Below are 16,438 nucleotides of genomic sequence, written 5' to 3'. Positions count from 1 at the left end.
TGCCGAGGTCACGTATGGTCCAGCGCCTCCTGCACCGCCCGCAGGACGGCCGCGTCGTCCGCCCCGAGGGCTCGGGCTGCCGCCGTGAACTGCAGTGCCAGTGCGGCGAGTTGCGCCGAGTCGGGAGGGGGGGCGGTGCCCGCCGGAAGCGGGGCGACCCTCGTGCCGGCGCCTCTGCGGGTGTGGATCAAGGAGGCCGCTTCCAGCTCGCGGTAGGCGCGGGCCACCGTGCCCGCTGCCAGGCCCAGGTCGGCGGCGAGTTGGCGGACGGGTGGAAGACGTTCGCCCTCGGGGAGGCGGCCCGTGGTGATGAGGGCGGCGAGCTGGGCCCGGATCTGTTCGTAGGGCGGGACGGGGCTCGTGGTGTCGACCCGGACGACGGGGCCTCTGGCCGGGCCCGTCATCGGCGGCCCGCCCGGGGCGAGACGATCGTGGTCAGGGACCACGCCATGGTGGACGCCGCGGACAGGGCCACGGGAATCAGTATCCAGGCCGACCCGGACGCGCCCGTGCAGTCGAGGCCGAGCAGCGCGCCCGCGGCGAACGTCGTGGTTCCCAGCAGGGGAGTGGAGACCAGCAGACCCCAGGCCGCGGTGATCGCCAGCGCCCGGTCGCGGCGCGGCTGTTCCTCCGAGGGGCGGCGGGCGATGCGGCGCAGGGACCACGCACACGCGGCCGTGCCGAGGGAGAGCGAGGCGAGGACCGGCGCGCCGTAGAAGAGGCCGGGCCAGGGGCCGACGGTCTGGGTCATGCCCTGGCAGGTGGTGGAGAGGGTGCGTCCTGCTCGGCCCTGGTCGTCGGGCGATGCCGTGAAGGCGGCCGCGATGAGAAGAGTGATCAGGGTCAGTGCCTGTGCGATGAGCAGACGGGTCGTCCGGGGCGGTACGTAGTCCCGGGCTCTGCGCGGGGTGAGGCCGGCGCTGCGGACCGGGCCGCGCGGTGGGGGTGTGAGGGCGTCGCCGAGCAGCACTCCGGCGACTGCGCAGAGGCCGAACACCGGTATGGCGTACAGGATCCCGACGCCCAGGCCGTCGTCGCGGGACGTCACCGCCCAGGCCGCGGCGGCGCCTGCGGCGAGCCCGGCCCAGCGGGCGTACAGATCGGCGCGGGCGCGCGCGGCTGCCTCTGGTGGGAGGGATGAGAGCGGTGGCGCGGTGCGGGTGCCGGTGGTCGTGTCGGTGTCGTGCATGGCTGAACCCCCGAGTGGACGGTGCCGGGTGGTCGGGCCCGGACCTGTACTCAGCGCTCGTTTGTATCAAGCGCTGAGTACAAGTTCACCTCACTCGGGGATTTGTGTCAAGAGGTCGGTACAAGTCGGTGTCGGTGTGGGTGGGCGTCGCCGCGAGATGGCCTCGATGCGCGTTCGCGTCGATACGCGTTGGCTCGATACGCGTTGGCGTCGATACGCGTCGGCGTGGTGGAGCTCAGCGCGCCGCCGCGATGCGGCCCGTCACCTCGCCCAGTCCGACCTTCGTGCCATTCGGTCCCGGTGCCCAGGCCGAGAGCGTGACCACGTCGCCGTCTTCGAGGAACGTCCGTTTGCCGTCGGAGAGTTCGAGGGGGTCGCGGCCGTTCCAGGTCATCTCGATCAGCGAGCCGAACTGACCGGGCTCGGGACCGCTGACCGTGCCCGAGCCGTACAGGTCGCCCGTGCGCAGCGAGGCGCCGTTGACCGTCATGTGCGCCAGCTGCTGCGCGGCCGTCCAGTACACGGTGGAGAACGGCGGCTCCGAGATGACCTGGCCGTTCAGGGTGACCGTCATGCGCAGGTCGTAACCGCCCGGCTCGTCCGCCGCGGACTCCGCGGAGTCGTCCAGGTACGGCAGGAGCTGGTGCGTGCGCTCCGGCGGGGCGATCCGCGCCGAGTCCAGCGCTTCCAGCGGGGTGATCCACGCCGACACCGACGTGGCGAACGACTTGCCGAGGAACGGCCCCAGCGGGACGTACTCCCAGGCCTGGATGTCCCGTGCGGACCAATCGTTGAGGAGGGTCAGTCCGAAGACGTGCTCCCGGAAGTCCGCGAGGGGGACGGCGGTCCCCTGCTCCGAGGAGGCGCCGACGACGAAGCCGACCTCCGCCTCGATGTCGAGCCGGACGGACGGGCCGAAGACGGGGGCCGAGTCCGCGGGCGTCTTGCGCTGCCCCGACGGGCGTACGACATCCGTACCGGACACGACGACCGTGCCGGACCGGCCGTGGTAACCGATCGGCAGATGCTTCCAGTTGGGGGTCAGCGGCGTCGGCGCGTCCGGCCGGAACATCTGCCCCAGGTTGGAGGCATGGTGCTCGGAGGCGTAGAAGTCGACGTAGTCCGCAACCTCGAAGGGCAGGTGCAGGGTCACTTCGGAGAGAGGGTGCAGCAGAGGGCGTACGGCATCGCGGTGGGCGGGCACCGTCACCCACGCCGTCAGTGCGCGCCGCACGTCGGACCAGGCCCTGCGGCCCGCGGCGAGCAGCGGGTTCAGCGTGGTCCGGGCCAGGAGTGAGACGTAGGGGGAGCCGAGCGCGGCGGCCGCGGCGCCCGCGTCCAGGACGTACGAGCCGAGCCGTACCCCCACCCTGCGTCGGCCGTCCGCCTCCCCGGCCAGGGAGAACACGCCGTAGGGAAGGTTGTGCGGACCGAAGGGGTCGCCCTCGGGAAGGCCGAAGGGGTCTCCTCCGGGAAGGTCGGCGGAGTCACCGGCGGCCGGGTCGAGCGGGGTCTGCTCGGACATGCGTACCTGCCTCGCTTTCCATAGGGATGTGCCACACGTTACGTGTGGATACCCCGGTTGCGGCAGTGTCTAAAGAGTCGCCAATGTGCGGATAAAGCCCGCTGAGCCCCCTGTTTCCTGCTTGGCGCTTTCCAAGGGATACGGAGTGGGTGGGGCCCCATTTGGTGAGGTCGGCATAGTCGGAACGAGGCATACCGGAATGTAATCCTCCACTTTTCGGTGAACCGGTGGGACCTCGGTACGATCCGGTCTCACCCGCCCGTATGCGCACCTTGCCAAGCAGCTTCCGGCCGGGCCCAGGATCCGTATTCTCTGGATCATGGCCGCCTCCCTCGCATATGCACTCATCGCCACTGACCTGGACGGGACGCTGCTGCGCGGCGACGACACGGTCTCGGACCGGTCGAGGCGGGCGCTGGCCGCCGTCGGCGGGGCGGGCGCCCGGCACCTCGTGGTGACGGGCCGCCCGGCCCCACGGGTGCGGCCCCTCTTCGACGAACTCGGGTACGACGGCCTGGCCGTGTGCGGTCAAGGAGCCCAGCTGTACGACGCCGGCGCGCACCGGATGGAGTGGTCGGTGACCCTCGACCGCGAGCTCGCCGAGGTGGCGCTCGGGAAGATCGAGGCGGAGGTCGGGCAGGTCCACGCGGCCGTGGACCAGGACGGCGTGGAGGGCCTCACGCTCATCGAGCCGGGGTACGAGATGCCGCACCCCACACTGCCCGCGGTGCGGGTGCCCGGGCGGGACGTGCTGTGGGAGGAGCCCATCAGCAAGGTGCTGCTGCGCCATCCGACGCTGGCCGACGACGAGTTGGCGGCGGTCGCGCGGGGCGCGGCGGGCTCGCTCGCGTCGGTGACCATGTCCGGGCCCGGCACGGTGGAGCTCCAGCCGTGCGGGGTGACCAAGGCGACCGGGCTCGCGCTGGCCGCCGAGCGGCTCGGCCTGACGGCCGCCGACACGATCGCCTTCGGGGACATGCCCAACGACATCCCCATGTTCCTGTGGGCCGCGCACGGAGTGGCCATGGCCAACGCGCACGGGGAACTAAAGGCGGTGGCTGACGAGTTGACCCTCTCGAACGAGGACGACGGCATCGCCGTCGTCCTCGAACGCCTCCTGCGGGCCTGATCCGCCGGACAGGACCTACCCCGCCGTCCGCCGGATCCGCTTCTCCCACGTGCGGTGGAAGACGACCTCGTCGCCGTCCTTGCACACCACCTCGTTCGACGTGATGAAGTCCGCCGCGTCGCAGGTGATTTCCGAGCGTGTCTCCACGCGCGTGTCCCAGCCGAGGTCGGGCCGGTGCAGGCGGATCGTCCAGTCCGAGCGGGTGCGGGCGCTCAGCGGGTCGCCCTCCTGGATCGTGTACGTCTCCAGGGCGTCCTCGGTGAACTCGAGCCCGTCGGGGTACACGCGCGTGCCGCCGTACCGGGGGTCGACCTCGAGCCGCCACTCGCCCTTGGCGACATCGCGTACGACCAGCCGCTCGGGCCGCTGCTCGTCCAGGGTCGCCGGGTACACCACGCCCAGCGGCTCCGACTGTTCAGCGGGCCCGAAGGTGATCGACGGATCCAAGTCGCCCTCGCGGACCGGCAGTTCCAGGGTGCTGCCGACCGGCTCCAGGGTGAAGCCCACCGAGTCCGCCTGCGGCCAGATCCAGGGCCAGTAGGCGGAGGACACCGCGAGCCGGATGCGGTGGCCCGGCGGGAAGGTATGGCCGATGCCGTTGAGCTCGAAGGTGACGTCCTCGGTGGCGCCGAGCGGCCAGGCGTCCGCGCGGTCCCTGCCGTTCCGTGCGGAGAGGTTCAGGACGCCCCGGGTGACGAGGGTGGACGAGCCGTCCGGTGCGATGTCGCAGAGCCGGGCGACGGCCTGGCCGTACGGCACGTCCATCCGCAGCCGCAGGGTCACCTTGGGGCGTCCCAGGATGCGTACCCGCGCGGGGACCTCGAATTCGAAACACGCCGACTTCGCGTCCTCGTCCCGCTGGTCCGGCGGCAGGTCCGCGTCGTTGCCGAAGGGGAAGTAGCGGCCCGCGTCCAGACCTGTGTGCTGAGGGGAATCGACGACTACGGGGGTGCCCTGGAGGGCGTACGGGACGGGGGTGACGTTCGGGGACGGCCAGGAAGGGTCGCCCACCCAGCCGCCGGACAGCTCCCGGTAGACGGTCGCCGGCGGGTGGGAATCGCTGATCCAGGAGCGGAGCTTCGGCTCGGCCATCACTCCGGAGTCGATGCCTTTGAGGTGGTGGTCCCACCAGCGCAGGGTCTCCTGGAGGAAACCGATCGAGGGTCCGGGCGGCAGCCCGCGGTCCGGGTACTGGTGCGACCAGGGGCCGATGAGGCCGCGCACCCGGTCGTCGGGGAGGTGCTCGACGAGGCGCAGGACCGTGTCGCGGTACGGGTCGTGCCAGCCGCCCACCGCGAGGACCGCGGCGCCGATCGCGGAGTAGTCCTCGCAGACGCTGCCGTGCCGCCAGTAGTCGTCCCGGGTCTGGTGGTCCAGCCAGGTGTGGATGAAGGGCTCCACGGCCGCCAGGCGCGTCAGCCACATCTCGCGCCACGCGTCGCCCACGAAGTAGGGGTCCGGCGGGCGGGAGACGAAGGCCAGCATGGTCGCCGCCCAGGCGTGCATGTCCACCGCGAGGACGGACCCGCCCATGTAGTGCACGTCGTTGTCGTAGCGGTCGTCCGCCGAACAGACCGTGACGATCGCCTTGAGCGGCTCGGGGGCGAGCGCCGCGAGCTGGAGGGAGTTGAAGCCGCCCCAGGAGATGCCGAACATGCCGACCTTGCCGGTCGACCACTCCTGGGCGGCCAGCCAGTTCACCACCTCGACGCCGTCGGCCAGCTCCTGCGCCGAGTACTCGTCGGTGGGCAGACCCTCGCTGTTGCCGTGCCCGCGGACGTCGACCCGCACGGAGGCGTAGCCGTGGCCCGCGTACCAGGGGTGCCGCTGCCAGTCCCGCGGCGCCGTCCAGTCGCTGAGGCGGTAGGGGAGATATTCGAGGAGGACGGGGACGGGTTCGTCGGTCACGGGACGCCACACGCGCGCGTAGAGCGTGGTCCCGTCGGCGAGGGGTACGCGGAAGTCCTCGCGGGTCGTCTCGTACGGGTAGGAGTCGCGGATCTGCATGAGTGGAACCTCAGTGGACGGGTTGTCCTCGGTGGACGCGGTGTCCCCGGTGGACGCGGTGTCCTCAGTGGACGGGGTGCATGGTGCGGCGCAGCCACGGCGCCAGGGCGATCACGGCGACGCCCGCGATCACGGCGACGGCGCCGTTCACGCCGAAGTACGCCGGGTTGGAGACCTCTCCGTAGACCTTCACGACCTGCGCCTGGATGCCGTTGGCGAGCGCGAGGGAGAGGAACCACAGCGCCATGGTCTGGCTGGCGAAGGCCTTGGGGGCGAGCTTCGTCGTCGCCGACATCCCGGACGTCTCCAGGAGGATGTCGCCGAGTCCGAGCAGCAGGTACGAGCCGACGATCCACCAGGCTGCCATCTTGTACGTGTCGTCGGCGTGCCCCGAGGTGGGCAGCACCATCAGGAGGAACGACAGGCCGCCCAGGATCACACCGAACGCGATCTTGTTGGACGCGTGCGGCTGGCGCGGGCCCATCCGCGCCCAGACGGCGGCGACGACGGGCGCGAGCGCCACCTCGAAGGCGCCGAGCGCGGACGCGTACCAGCTGGCGGGGAAGTGGTAGCCGAGGATCGACGTCTCCGCGTTCGACGCGGCGAGGAGCATCATCGTCGAGTACGCCTGGAAGAGGATGAAGTTGAAGACCACGGAGGCGAGGAAAAGGACGACGTAGGGGCGCAGCCTGCGCCGTTCGTCGTCCGTGACGCGCGGGCTGCGGAACATCAGCGCGAAGTAGACGACCGGTGCGATCACCGAGATGAGGGTGAGCAGGTCGACGAACCGGTCCATGGTCAGCCAGCCCACGGCGGCGAGCAGTCCCGCGAGCGCGGCGACCACGGCACAGCCGGCGACGATCATGAGGACGGCCCGGCGCATCGCGTCCCTGGGGAGCGCGAACTCGGCGGAGGCCTTCCGTCCGGCGAGGTGGCGCCGCCCCAGGACGTACTGGACGAGGCCGAAGGTCATGCCGATCGCGGCCGCCGAGAAGCCCCAGTGCCAGCCCTTGTGGTCGCCGAGCCAGCCGGTGATCAGCGGGCCCGCGAAGGCACCCACGTTGATCGCCATGTAGTACAGCGCGAAACCGGCGTCGCGCCGCTGGTCCTCGGTGCGGTAGAGCTTGCCGACCATGGAGGCGACGTTCGGCTTGAGCAGACCGGTGCCGGCGCTGATGAGGCCGAGGCCCACCCAGGTCATCGTCGCCGTCGGCACGGCCATCGAGTAGTGCCCGCAGGCGATGAGGATGCCGCCCCACAGCACCGCCCGGTAGGAGCCGAGAATGCGGTCGGCGAGTCAGCCGCCGGCCACGGAGACCAGGTAGACCAGAGTGCCGTACGCCGCTGAGACCGACGCGGCCGTGCCGGCATCCATCCCCATACCGTCGTTCGCGACGGAGTCGGCGAAGTAGAGGACCAGGATGGCCTGCATGCCGAGGAACGAGAAGCGCTCCCAGACCTCAAGGCCCGAAAGGGTGAGCAGGCCGCGCGGCTGCCCGAAGAAGGCGTGGTCGTCGCCCGGCGCGGGTTCACCGGGCGGCTCGGCAGGCGGCTCGTACTCGGCCGTAGTACGGGACAAAAGGCTTTCTCCCGATCGTTACGGTTGTTGTGGTGCGGGACGGTCTTGTCGGTCGTATGGGCTGATCAAGAACATACCGGTGGCCTTCGGCCACCGCGCGGGCTGGTCCGCCGACAGGTCGCGGGGCTCCGAACCCTGCCGACCAGGGCTGTGACGTGCGACGGGCGGGCAGGTGCTCACCGTGATCGAAAGTCGACCGGATACGCTGACTTGAGTGATGGCAGCGACACATCGACAAACCCGTGTCATCGAACGAGAACCAATGATCGACCGAGTTGGCCGTGTGATCGTCAGCAGACAGGAGAACCTCTCGTGACCGTCGTCGGGCCTTTTGGGCTGAGCGTGCGGGACCAGGCTCTCGAAGCCGATGTCCAGGTCGGATTGGCGGCTGTCGAGGAGGGACTGCTCGAGGCCACCAAGAGCGAGGTGCCCTTCATCACCGAGGCCGCCCAGCACCTCGTCCGTGCCGGGGGCAAGCGCTTCCGCCCGCTGCTCGTGATGCTCGCGGCCCAGTTCGGCGACCCCTACGCGCCGCGTGTGGTGCCTTCCGCCGTTGTCGTCGAGCTGACGCACCTCGCGACGCTCTACCACGACGACGTCATGGACGAGGCGGACGTGCGCCGCGGCGTCGCCAGCGCCAACCAGCGCTGGGGCAACTCCGTCGCCGTCCTGACCGGCGACTTCCTCTTCGCCCGCGCCTCCTACATCCTGGCCGACCTCGGTCCCGAAGCCGTCCGCATCCAGGCCGAGGCGTTCGAACGCCTGGTCACCGGCCAGATCCTGGAGACCGCGGGACCGGCCGAGGGCCGCGACCCGGTCGACCACTACCTCGACGTGCTCAGGGGCAAGACCGGCTCGCTGGTCGCCGTGGCCTGCCGGTTCGGCGCGATGATGTCGGGTGCCGACGAGACCGTCGTCGATGTCCTCACCCAGTACGGAGAACGGCTCGGCGTCGCCTTCCAGCTCGCCGACGACGTGCTCGACATCGCGTCCGACTCGCACGAGTCCGGCAAGACGCCCGGCACCGACCTGCGCGAGGGCATCCCCACGCTGCCGGTCCTGCGGCTGCGCGAGCGGGCCGCGCGGCTCGGTCTCGCCGAGGACATCGCCCTGTGCGAGCTGCTCGACTCGGACCTCACGGACGACGCACGGCACGCCGAGGCCCTCGTCAGGCTGCGTGCGCACCCCGCACTGGACGACGCCCGCCGGGACACGGTCTCCTACGCGGAGGGCGCACGCGCCGCCCTGGGGCCGCTGCCGGAGGGCGACGCCAAGGCGTCCCTGCTGGAGCTCTGCGACCTGGTGGTGCATCGGGCGGGCTGAGCGCCCCCGACGGGAACGTCCCGGAACAACTGTCGAGCGGCGGTGCCGACCCCCTACGGGATGGGGGAGGCGCCGCCGTTCCATGTCATCCCAGGGCAGTACGTGGAGTTGCGCCCGGGGTCTGACGCTTCTCGGTGGCCGATTTGGTCGGATGGAGTCCAGCGAGAACAACCACTCCTGACCAATTCGGGTGAGAATGGCGGCACAGGGTGGACGCAGGCACGTACAGGTAAGGCCGCCGCCGACCACGGAGGTAAGGCAGACAATGGCACCGTACGAACCGGAGAAGGACACCAGCGAGGCCGGGGAGCTGCGTGCCGGCCGCCGCAAGGCGGCCCGCTACGCGGTCCCGATCGCGGTGGCGGGGGTGGCGGCGGCGACCATCGGGCTCGTCCCGGCGCTCGCCACGTCGGGCGACCCGGACCTGCCGAAGGTCACCGCGCAGGAACTCATTGAGAAGATCGCCGCGTCGGACACGCAGCAGCTGTCCGGCAACGTCAAGATCAGCACCGACCTTGGGCTGCCGTCGATCGGCGGCATGGCGGGCGGTTTCGGGGGCGGTGGCGGCGCGGACCGGGGCGAGGACGGCGACGACAAGGGCTCGGCGGCCGACCCCAAGAGCAAGCTGATGGAGCTGGCCTCCGGCACGCACACGCTGCGCGTCGCGGCCGACGGCCCCGACAAGCAGAAGGTGTCCGTCCTCGGGGACGCCTCCGAGTACAGCGTGATCCACAACGGCGACGAGGTGTGGGCGTACGACAGCGCGTCGAACGAGGCCTACCACGCCACGGAGAAGGGCGCCTCTTCGGAGAAGCGCGACAAGGGCCGTGAGACCGGCCCGGGGGCCAAGGATGTTCCCTCCACCCCGGCGGACTTCGCCGAGCAGGCCCTGAAGGCCGTCGACGACACCACCTCCGTGAAGGTCGACGGCACCGCGCAGGTCGCCGGCCGTGACGCGTACCGCCTGGTGATCAAGCCGAAGCAGTCCGGCTCGACGGTCGGCCAGATCACGGTCGCGGTGGACGAGAAGACCGGCACACCGCTCAAGTTCACCCTGACCCCCGCCTCTGGAGGCGCGGCCGTCGTCGATGCCGGCTTCACGAAGGTCGACTTCGACAAGCCGTCGGCGTCGACCTTCGACTTCGCGCCTCCGAAGGGCACGAAGGTCACCGAGGCCGACGAGCACGGCAAGGAGGGCCGCGACTTCCAGGACAAGGGCGGCAAGGACGGCCAGAAGTTCGGCAAGGGCGACCTCAACGAGCCGAAGATCATCGGTGAGGGCTGGAGCACCATCGCCGAGCTGAAGCTGCCGGGCGGCCAGGGCCTGCCGACGGTCGGTTCGGGTGACGTCCCGCCGGACGCGCAGAAGCTGCTGGACTCGCTGGGCGACCAGGTCGACGGCAAGTTCGGCTCCGGCACGGTCTTCTCGACCCGCCTGATCAACGCCCTCGTCACCGACGACGGCACTGTCTACGTAGGCGCGGTTACGAAGGACGCCCTGGTGAAGGCGGCGAACGACGCGCACTGATGCGGTGCGGGCCGCACGCGTCCCACGCATCGCACGCGAGGGGTGACGGCGCGTAGGCGCGTACTACGTAGTGGTGCGTATGACATAGGGGAACGGCGGATGGAAGGTGCCTGCCGGGGCACCTTCCATCCGTCTCGTCGCAAGAGGGAGGGCAACGTGCCGGGTACCAACGGCAGCTCGGTGGAGGCAGCGGGCTCGGAGAGGCACGAGGACTCGGAGAGGCACGCAGGCTCGGTGGGACACGAGGGCTCGGTGGGGCACATCATCGAGACACACGCGCTGACCAAGCGCTACGGGAAGCATCTCGCCGTCGACCGGCTCGACCTCAACGTCCCCGTAGGCAGTGTTTTCGGTTTTCTCGGGCCGAACGGCTCGGGCAAGACGACCACCATCCGCATGCTGATGGGCCTCATCGAGCCGACCTCCGGCCGCGCCCAGGTCCTCGGCCGCCCCATGCCGCGCTCCACGCGCAGCGTGCTCCCGCACGTGGGCGCGCTGATCGAAGGACCCGCCCTGTACGGCTTCCTGTCGGGCCGTGACAACCTCCTGCGGTACGACTCCGCGGACCCGACCGCCGACCCGCGGACGCGCCGCGCACGGGCCGAGGCGGCGTTGGACCGGGTCGGGCTCACCGCGGCCGCCGGCAAGAAGGCGAAGGCGTACTCCCTCGGTATGAAGCAGCGGCTCGGACTCGCGGCCGCGCTGCTCCAGCCGCGCAGGCTCCTCGTCCTTGACGAGCCGACGAACGGCCTCGACCCGCAGGGCATGCGGGAGATCCGCACCTTGGTGCGGGAGCTGGCGGCGGAGGGCACGACCGTCTTCCTCTCCTCGCACCTCCTCGACGAGATCGAGCAGGTCTGCACGCACGCGGCCGTGATGACGCAGGGCCGTCTCATCACCCAGGGTTCTGTCGCCGAGCTCGCGGCGGGTGCGCGCGGCAGGCTCGTCGTGACGACACCGGACACGGGAGACGCCGCACGCGTCCTGAAGGAGCACGGCGTGACGGACCTCGTCGTGACGGAGGACCGCGTGACGGGAGAACCACCGGGCCAGGACGAGTCCGGCCGGGAAGTGGAGTTGGCCGAGTTGACCGCGGCGCTGGTCGGGGCGGGCGTCCGCGTCCGCGGCTTCGGACTCGAACGGGCCTCTCTGGAAGATGCGTTCGTGGCACTGACGGGGGAGGGGTTCGATGTCGCGGGCTGAGGCTGAGGCTGCGGAGACGGTCGAGGCGGTTGAGGCGGCGGGGACGGCGGGGACGGCAGGGACCGCTGGGTTCGCGGAAGGTGAGCGTGTCTTCGGGGTGGCATCCGCAGGCCTCGCGCGTGAGACACGGTGGATCTGGACGCTCGGCCTCTTCCACAGCGAGCTCGGGATCACCTTCCGCCGCTGGCGCACCCTCGCGCTGCTCGGCGTGCTCGCCGCCGTACCGATCCTCGTCGGGATCGCCGTCAAGATCGAGACCAGTGACGGCTCCACGATCGGCGGGGGCGGCGATGAAGGCGGGCCCGCCTTCATCGCGCAGATCACCAACAACGGCCTGTTCCTGGTCTTCACGGCGCTCGCCGCGACCCTGCCGTTCTTCCTGCCGATGGCCATCGGTGTCGTCGCGGGGGACGCGGTCGCGGGCGAGGCCGGCGCGGGCACCCTGCGCTACCTGCTGGTCGCGCCCGCAGGACGTACCCGGCTGCTCCTCGTGAAGTACGCGACGACGCTGACGTTCTGCCTGGTCGCAACCTTGGTCGTGGCCGCATCCGCGCTCGCGACCGGCGCGCTGCTCTTCCCGCTCGGCGAGGTCACCACGATCTCCGGCACCCGTATGGGCTTCGGCGAGGGGCTGTTGAGGGCTCTGATGATCGCGCTCGTCGTCGCCGTGTCACTGGTCGGGGTGGCGGCGCTCGGCCTGTTCGTGTCGACGCTCACGAGCAGCGGCATCGCGGCCATGGCGACGACCGTCGGCCTGCTGATCACGGTCCAGATCCTGGACCAGATTCCGCAGCTGCACGCCCTCCACCCGTACTTCTTCTCGCACTACTGGCTGTCCTTCGCCGACCTGATGCGCGAGCCCGTCTACTGGGACGACATCATCAAGAACCTGCAGATGCAGGGGCTGTACGCGGCCGTGTTCGGCTCGGCCGCGTGGGCGCGGTTCGGGGCGAAGGACGTGCTGGCGTAGGGCGTGGTGGCACGGGGTGTGGTGGGCTGGGCTGTGATGGGCTGGGGTTCCGCTGCCCTACTTGTTGTCGTAGGGGTAGCGGGCCAGCGGCGGCTCCTGGGCGAAGAAGGTCTTGGCGCGCGCCAGGGCCTCGGTGTCCTCCAGGACGTGGCCGGGCCGGGTGCCGTTGCCCAGTAGGACCCCGCCGAAGTGCATGGGGAAGAAGGCGGCCGTGTTGCGGAGCGTGCCGATCAGCGGCTCGGCGACCTCCTCCTCGCGGTGGGCGAGCACCGTGACACCCCACAGGGAGCGGCCCTTGAGAGTGTCCTGGAAGGCCACCTCCGGAGTCTCCAGCCAGGCGTCCCAGTAGTCGAGGTAGCGCTTGACGGTGGCCGAGAGCGAGTACCAGTACAGGGGCGACACGATGACGATGTCCGTGGCCTCCAGGGTGGCGTCCAGGAGCTCCGCTTCGTTGTCGCCGATGGGGCGGGGACGCGCCCGGGGGCGGCTGTCGTCGTGCCGCAGGTCCTCGAAGTCGGGCAGGGGCAGATCCGCGAGGTTCAGCCAGCGCTGCTCGACGTCGGAGGGGAGCTGCTCGGCCGCTTTGCGGGCCAGGAGCTCGGAGTTGCCCTCGGGGCGTGCGCTGCCGAGGACGAAGAGGAACTTGCGGGTCATGGGATCCCCCTGGGTGCAGTGCCGCACAATTGCTTGCGCGTGCACTATATGCACGCGCAAGCAACGTCGTCCAGGGGGGGCGTTTAAGGATGGCCTCCTACTAGGGGCGTCATAGGTGTCGCGTGGCGCCTACGAAGACAGCCCCCACACCGCGTACGCGACCGCGTCGCTGTTGCGGTCGAGTGCGGCCCCGTCGATGTTCGACACGCCGTCGCAGGACGAGTGGTAGCACTTGTCGAACGCCTCTCCCGCCGTCCCGCCCCACTTCTCCGCCTGCTCCGCCGACTTGGTGGTCTCGGCTCCGCTGAACAGCCCGCCGACGGGCACGCCGGCCTGCTGGAACGGTGCGTGGTCGGAGCGTCCGTCGCCCTCGTCGTCCGGCTCCGTGGCGACGTTCTTGCCCGCGTAGTAGTCCTTGAAGGTCTTCTCGATCGTGGGGTCGTCGTCGTAGACGAAGTAGCCCGCGTTCGGGGAGCTGAGCATGTCGAAGTTGAGGTAGGCGCTGATCTTTGAGCGGTCGCCGCCGGCCAGGCTGTCGACGTAGTGCGAGGAGCCGACCATGCCGATCTCCTCGGCGCCCCACCATGCGAAGCGCAGGTGCTTGGTGGGCTGGTACTTCTCCCGGGCCACGGTGAGCGCGGTCTCCAGGATGGCGGCCGAGCCGGATCCGTTGTCGTTGATGCCGGGTCCGTCGGAGACGCTGTCGAGGTGGGCGCCCGCCATCACGACCTGCCCGTCGTCACCGCCGGGCCAGTCGGCGATCAGGTTGTAGCCGGTCTTGCCGCCTGCCGTGAACTCCTGGACGGAGGTGGTGAAACCGGCGGTGTCGAGCTTCTTCTTCAGCTGGTCGATGGAGGCCTTGTACCCGGCGCTGCCGTGCGCCCGGTTGCCTCCGTTGGCGTCCGCGACGGACTGGAGGTCGGCGAGGTGGGCCTTGACGTTGTCGACGGAGATGTCGGGGGCGGCGGCTGCCTTCGGGGCGGGCGCCGCGTTGGATATCGCGGTGGTCGTCAGGAGTCCGGCGACGGCTATGGCTGCGGCCGCGGCGGTACGTCCGGGAACGGAGAGTTTCATGTGGGGGCTCCGGTTTCCGTGGTTGTGGTGCGAACTCGTACTCGCGGTGGATGAGTTGGGGGGTGGGGGGGTGGGGGGGTGGGGGTTGGGGGGGGCGTGTCGCGCACGAGTTCGGAGTTGCCTGATGGTGCTGGTGGGACTGAGGTGACGTCAAGACCGCAAAACGGGCGCGGGGGTCCGGATAGCGTGCGCTTGTGGGCGGGGGGAGGCTCGGGTACGTAGGGCGGAGCCTCGGGTGGCTGGGTGGCTGGGTGGCTGGGTGGCCGTGGGGTCGTGAGGTCGTGAGGTCGTGAGGTCGTGAGCTGTGCGACTCAGGTTCGTGTGGTTCGTGCGGCCCGTGTCGTCTCGGCGCTCACGGACGTACGTGGACGACCCACCCGGGTGCGTAGGTGCCGGGTACGTGGTGGCGGGGCCAGGAGCGGGCCCAGGGCGGAGGTTCCGCTGCGCGCAGGACCAGGGCGGTGGGGCGGCGCGGATCGCCGGTGCGGCCCGGGGAACAGCCGGCTACGTAGGCGACGGGGATGACCGAGGTGTTGCCGCGCAGAACGCAGGGAGGGGGCGTTCCGCTCCGGGGTGCTCGGCCCGTCCGGGATCCCGCTCCGACGCCGTGCTCGTGCAGGACTTCGGCGACCCTGGCCCAGTCGCCGCGGGCGCCCGCCTGAATCCCGGCGTTGCTGTGGACCAGGGGGAGTTGGACGGCGAGATGTCCGGTGAGGGCCAGCCCCAGGGCCGCGAAGCCGATACGTGGCCGACGGGACGCGCGGGCGACGTCGACGAGCGCGAGCACGCCGAGGGCCGCGATCGGGGCGAGAAGGGCGTGGGTGGGGGCGAGGAAGCGTGGGGCGGCGTAGGGGACGAGGGCGAGGTAGGGGAGGGCGACGGACAGAGCGGCGACCGCGGCCAGCAGGCACCCACGGAGGATCCTGATGCCTGCTGGCTGCGGAGGACCGCCCTGGCGCTCCCGGAGCGCATCGCGACTCGCGCGGCGCGTACCTCGACCTGTACTCCACGCTCCTGGCCCCGCACCCCGCGTTCCTGGCCCCGCACCCCGCGTTCCTGGCCCCGCACCCCGCGTTCCTGGCCCTCCGCCACGCGTAACTCCTGGCCCTCCGCCATGCGTAAGTCGACTCCCGCCCTGAGCCCTCCAGAGCCCCACCGCCACCAGTAAGGGCAGTACGAGCCACCACTCCGCCGAGAGCGGGCGAATGGTGTCGCCGTCGCAGGGGCGACACAGGAGCGGCCCGTCCATCACGGTGAGGTGATGAATGACGGAGAGCAGAGGACGCAGTTCCCCCTGCACTTCACTGGCCTCCGTCAGCCGTGCGCGGACTCCGCCGAACCGGACGTACGCTTCGACGATCCATGGCAGCGCGCCCGCCGCGAGCCCGCCGAGCACGGCGAGGAGGCGACTCCACCCCCGCCAGGCCGGCACCAGCAGGGCGGCGGCAAGGAGTGGTACGCCGAGGGCGACACCGTCATTGGGCCGCATCAGGGTCGCCAGGGCGAGGCCGCCCACGACTCCGGCGCAGGTCACGGCGGACTGCCGCGACCGCAAGAAGAGCCCGACCGCCCCGACGGCGCCCATGGCGGTGTAGTGGTTGGGCATCGCCGCGCTCGCGTAGAAGAGCACGAACCACAGTCCGCCGTACAGAGCGGCGGCGACCGCGGCCGCCGAGGGTCGGCCGAGCAACCGCAGCCAGGGGCGGAACCCCAGGTAGAGAGCGGTGGACGCGAGCAGCGTCAGCCACACTCTGAGCAGCGCGACGGAGGCGCTCCAGGAGGCCACCGGCGCCATGAGGAAGGGCACGCCCCGCGTGCGGGGCGCGCTGAACGGCGTGGCGTGGGCGTGCGGCGAGAAGCGGCTCGCGTAGACGGTCTCGTCCCAGCCGAGAGGCAGGGTGAGCGGCACGAGGACGAGAGACAGCACGGCGAAGACACCGCAGACGCCCAGGAGGAGGTGATGGGCACGCGACTCCGGTGCCATGCGACGGCCTTCCTGGTCCGACGTGCCGGGTGGGGGAGGGGTGCCGGGCAGGGGAGAGGCGCTGGGCAGGGGAGGCGTGCCGGGGGCGACACCTTATGCGGCGGCCGCCGCGGGCGGCAGCGGACTCACCGGGCCCGCGGGACTCACCGGCTCGGGGCTCATCGGGCCCGCGGGACTCACCGGCTCGGGGCTCATCGGGCCCGCGGGACTCACCGGCTCGGGGCTCATCGGGTCCTCGGGACTCACCGGGGTCCTCGGGACTCACCGGACCCT

At 70.8% G+C, this 16,438-nt stretch carries 13 protein-coding genes and 1 pseudogene; 5 read left to right on the top strand and 9 right to left on the bottom strand.

Annotated features, from left to right (window positions below):
- Positions 1 to 8: 8 nt before the first annotated feature.
- The 3 genes from AC07DO_RS28100 to fahA form a co-directional block, all read right to left on the bottom strand.
- A complete protein-coding gene (locus AC07DO_RS28100) occupies positions 9 to 404 on the bottom strand; it encodes a GntR family transcriptional regulator (protein WP_479063495.1) in 396 nt (131 codons plus the stop codon).
- The gene (locus AC07DO_RS28095) at positions 401 to 1,189 is read right to left on the bottom strand and encodes a hypothetical protein (RefSeq protein ID WP_479063494.1); all 789 of its coding nucleotides are present in this window, start codon (positions 1,187 to 1,189) and stop codon (positions 401 to 403) included. Before AC07DO_RS28095 ends, AC07DO_RS28100 begins: the two co-directional genes overlap by 4 nt.
- Before the next feature lie 235 nt (positions 1,190 to 1,424).
- Positions 1,425 to 2,714, bottom strand: coding sequence for a fumarylacetoacetase (gene fahA / locus AC07DO_RS28090; RefSeq protein WP_479063493.1), 1,290 nt, complete (start codon positions 2,712 to 2,714; stop codon positions 1,425 to 1,427).
- Positions 2,715 to 3,033: 319 nt separating this feature from the next.
- On the opposite strand from fahA, the gene AC07DO_RS28085 reads away from it, so the two are divergent.
- On the top strand, positions 3,034 to 3,843 hold the full coding sequence (locus AC07DO_RS28085) for an HAD family hydrolase (RefSeq protein ID WP_479063492.1): 810 nt from the start codon (positions 3,034 to 3,036) through the stop codon (positions 3,841 to 3,843).
- Between the two features lie 15 nt (positions 3,844 to 3,858).
- Here the strand turns inward: AC07DO_RS28085 and AC07DO_RS28080 are convergent, their stop codons facing one another.
- Together AC07DO_RS28080 and AC07DO_RS28075 are read right to left on the bottom strand one after the other, a co-directional pair.
- Positions 3,859 to 5,850 carry a CocE/NonD family hydrolase gene (locus AC07DO_RS28080; protein ID WP_479063491.1) on the bottom strand — a complete coding sequence of 664 codons (1,992 nt, stop codon included), beginning with the start codon at positions 5,848 to 5,850 and terminating at the stop codon, positions 3,859 to 3,861.
- Between the two features lie 64 nt (positions 5,851 to 5,914).
- Positions 5,915 to 7,429, bottom strand: a pseudogene (locus tag AC07DO_RS28075) (peptide MFS transporter).
- A gap of 312 nt (positions 7,430 to 7,741) precedes the next feature.
- On the opposite strand from AC07DO_RS28075, the gene AC07DO_RS28070 reads away from it, so the two are divergent.
- From AC07DO_RS28070 to AC07DO_RS28055, 4 genes are all read left to right on the top strand, one after another.
- The gene (locus AC07DO_RS28070; protein ID WP_366715616.1) at positions 7,742 to 8,752 is read left to right on the top strand and encodes a polyprenyl synthetase family protein; all 1,011 of its coding nucleotides are present in this window, start codon (positions 7,742 to 7,744) and stop codon (positions 8,750 to 8,752) included.
- Positions 8,753 to 9,017: 265 nt separating this feature from the next.
- Positions 9,018 to 10,280: a LolA family protein gene (locus tag AC07DO_RS28065; RefSeq protein ID WP_479063490.1), complete on the top strand. Its 1,263-nt coding sequence runs from the start codon at positions 9,018 to 9,020 to the stop codon at positions 10,278 to 10,280.
- Positions 10,281 to 10,514: 234 nt separating this feature from the next.
- Positions 10,515 to 11,483, top strand: a complete 969-nt coding sequence (locus tag AC07DO_RS28060; RefSeq protein ID WP_479063653.1) for an ABC transporter ATP-binding protein — start codon at positions 10,515 to 10,517, stop codon at positions 11,481 to 11,483.
- Positions 11,470 to 12,453, top strand: a complete 984-nt coding sequence (locus AC07DO_RS28055; protein ID WP_479063489.1) for an ABC transporter permease — start codon at positions 11,470 to 11,472, stop codon at positions 12,451 to 12,453. The genes AC07DO_RS28060 and AC07DO_RS28055 overlap by 14 nt, the downstream gene beginning before the upstream one ends.
- 57 nt (positions 12,454 to 12,510) lie before the next feature.
- On the opposite strand, the gene AC07DO_RS28050 is transcribed toward AC07DO_RS28055, so the two are convergent.
- The 4 genes from AC07DO_RS28050 to AC07DO_RS28035 form a co-directional block, all read right to left on the bottom strand.
- Complete coding sequence (locus AC07DO_RS28050; protein WP_479063488.1) at positions 12,511 to 13,107, bottom strand: flavodoxin family protein; 597 nt, start codon at positions 13,105 to 13,107, stop codon at positions 12,511 to 12,513.
- A 129-nt stretch (positions 13,108 to 13,236) separates the two neighbouring features.
- Complete coding sequence (locus AC07DO_RS28045; protein ID WP_479063487.1) at positions 13,237 to 14,181, bottom strand: M28 family metallopeptidase; 945 nt, start codon at positions 14,179 to 14,181, stop codon at positions 13,237 to 13,239.
- A 352-nt stretch (positions 14,182 to 14,533) separates the two neighbouring features.
- Positions 14,534 to 16,165 (bottom strand): hypothetical protein, encoded by a 1,632-nt coding sequence (locus tag AC07DO_RS28040; protein WP_479063486.1) that lies wholly within the window; start codon positions 16,163 to 16,165, stop codon positions 14,534 to 14,536.
- A gap of 93 nt (positions 16,166 to 16,258) precedes the next feature.
- Positions 16,259 to 16,411 carry a hypothetical protein gene (locus tag AC07DO_RS28035; RefSeq protein ID WP_479063485.1) on the bottom strand — a complete coding sequence of 51 codons (153 nt, stop codon included), beginning with the start codon at positions 16,409 to 16,411 and terminating at the stop codon, positions 16,259 to 16,261.
- Positions 16,412 to 16,438: the final 27 nt, after the last annotated feature.

It is taken from the genome of Streptomyces sp. NPDC045678 (assembly GCF_056432085.1).
The sequence above is the reverse complement of the archived record's forward strand: the minus strand, read 5'-3'. Positions and strand labels throughout refer to the sequence as shown.

Bases quoted from the DNA above. Each gene is read 5' to 3' on its own strand.
- AC07DO_RS28040 (WP_479063486.1), bottom strand. From the start codon at position 16,165: ATGGCACCGGAGTCGCGTGCCCATCACCTCCTCCTGGGCGTCTGCGGT.
- AC07DO_RS28085 (WP_479063492.1), top strand. From the start codon at position 3,034: ATGGCCGCCTCCCTCGCATATGCACTCATCGCCACTGACCTGGACGGG.
- AC07DO_RS28095 (WP_479063494.1), bottom strand. From the start codon at position 1,189: ATGCACGACACCGACACGACCACCGGCACCCGCACCGCGCCACCGCTC.
- AC07DO_RS28055 (WP_479063489.1), top strand. From the start codon at position 11,470: ATGTCGCGGGCTGAGGCTGAGGCTGCGGAGACGGTCGAGGCGGTTGAG.
- fahA (WP_479063493.1), bottom strand. From the start codon at position 2,714: ATGTCCGAGCAGACCCCGCTCGACCCGGCCGCCGGTGACTCCGCCGAC.
- AC07DO_RS28100 (WP_479063495.1), bottom strand. From the start codon at position 404: ATGACGGGCCCGGCCAGAGGCCCCGTCGTCCGGGTCGACACCACGAGC.
- AC07DO_RS28080 (WP_479063491.1), bottom strand. From the start codon at position 5,850: ATGCAGATCCGCGACTCCTACCCGTACGAGACGACCCGCGAGGACTTC.
- AC07DO_RS28045 (WP_479063487.1), bottom strand. From the start codon at position 14,181: ATGAAACTCTCCGTTCCCGGACGTACCGCCGCGGCCGCAGCCATAGCC.
- AC07DO_RS28050 (WP_479063488.1), bottom strand. From the start codon at position 13,107: ATGACCCGCAAGTTCCTCTTCGTCCTCGGCAGCGCACGCCCCGAGGGC.
- AC07DO_RS28065 (WP_479063490.1), top strand. From the start codon at position 9,018: ATGGCACCGTACGAACCGGAGAAGGACACCAGCGAGGCCGGGGAGCTG.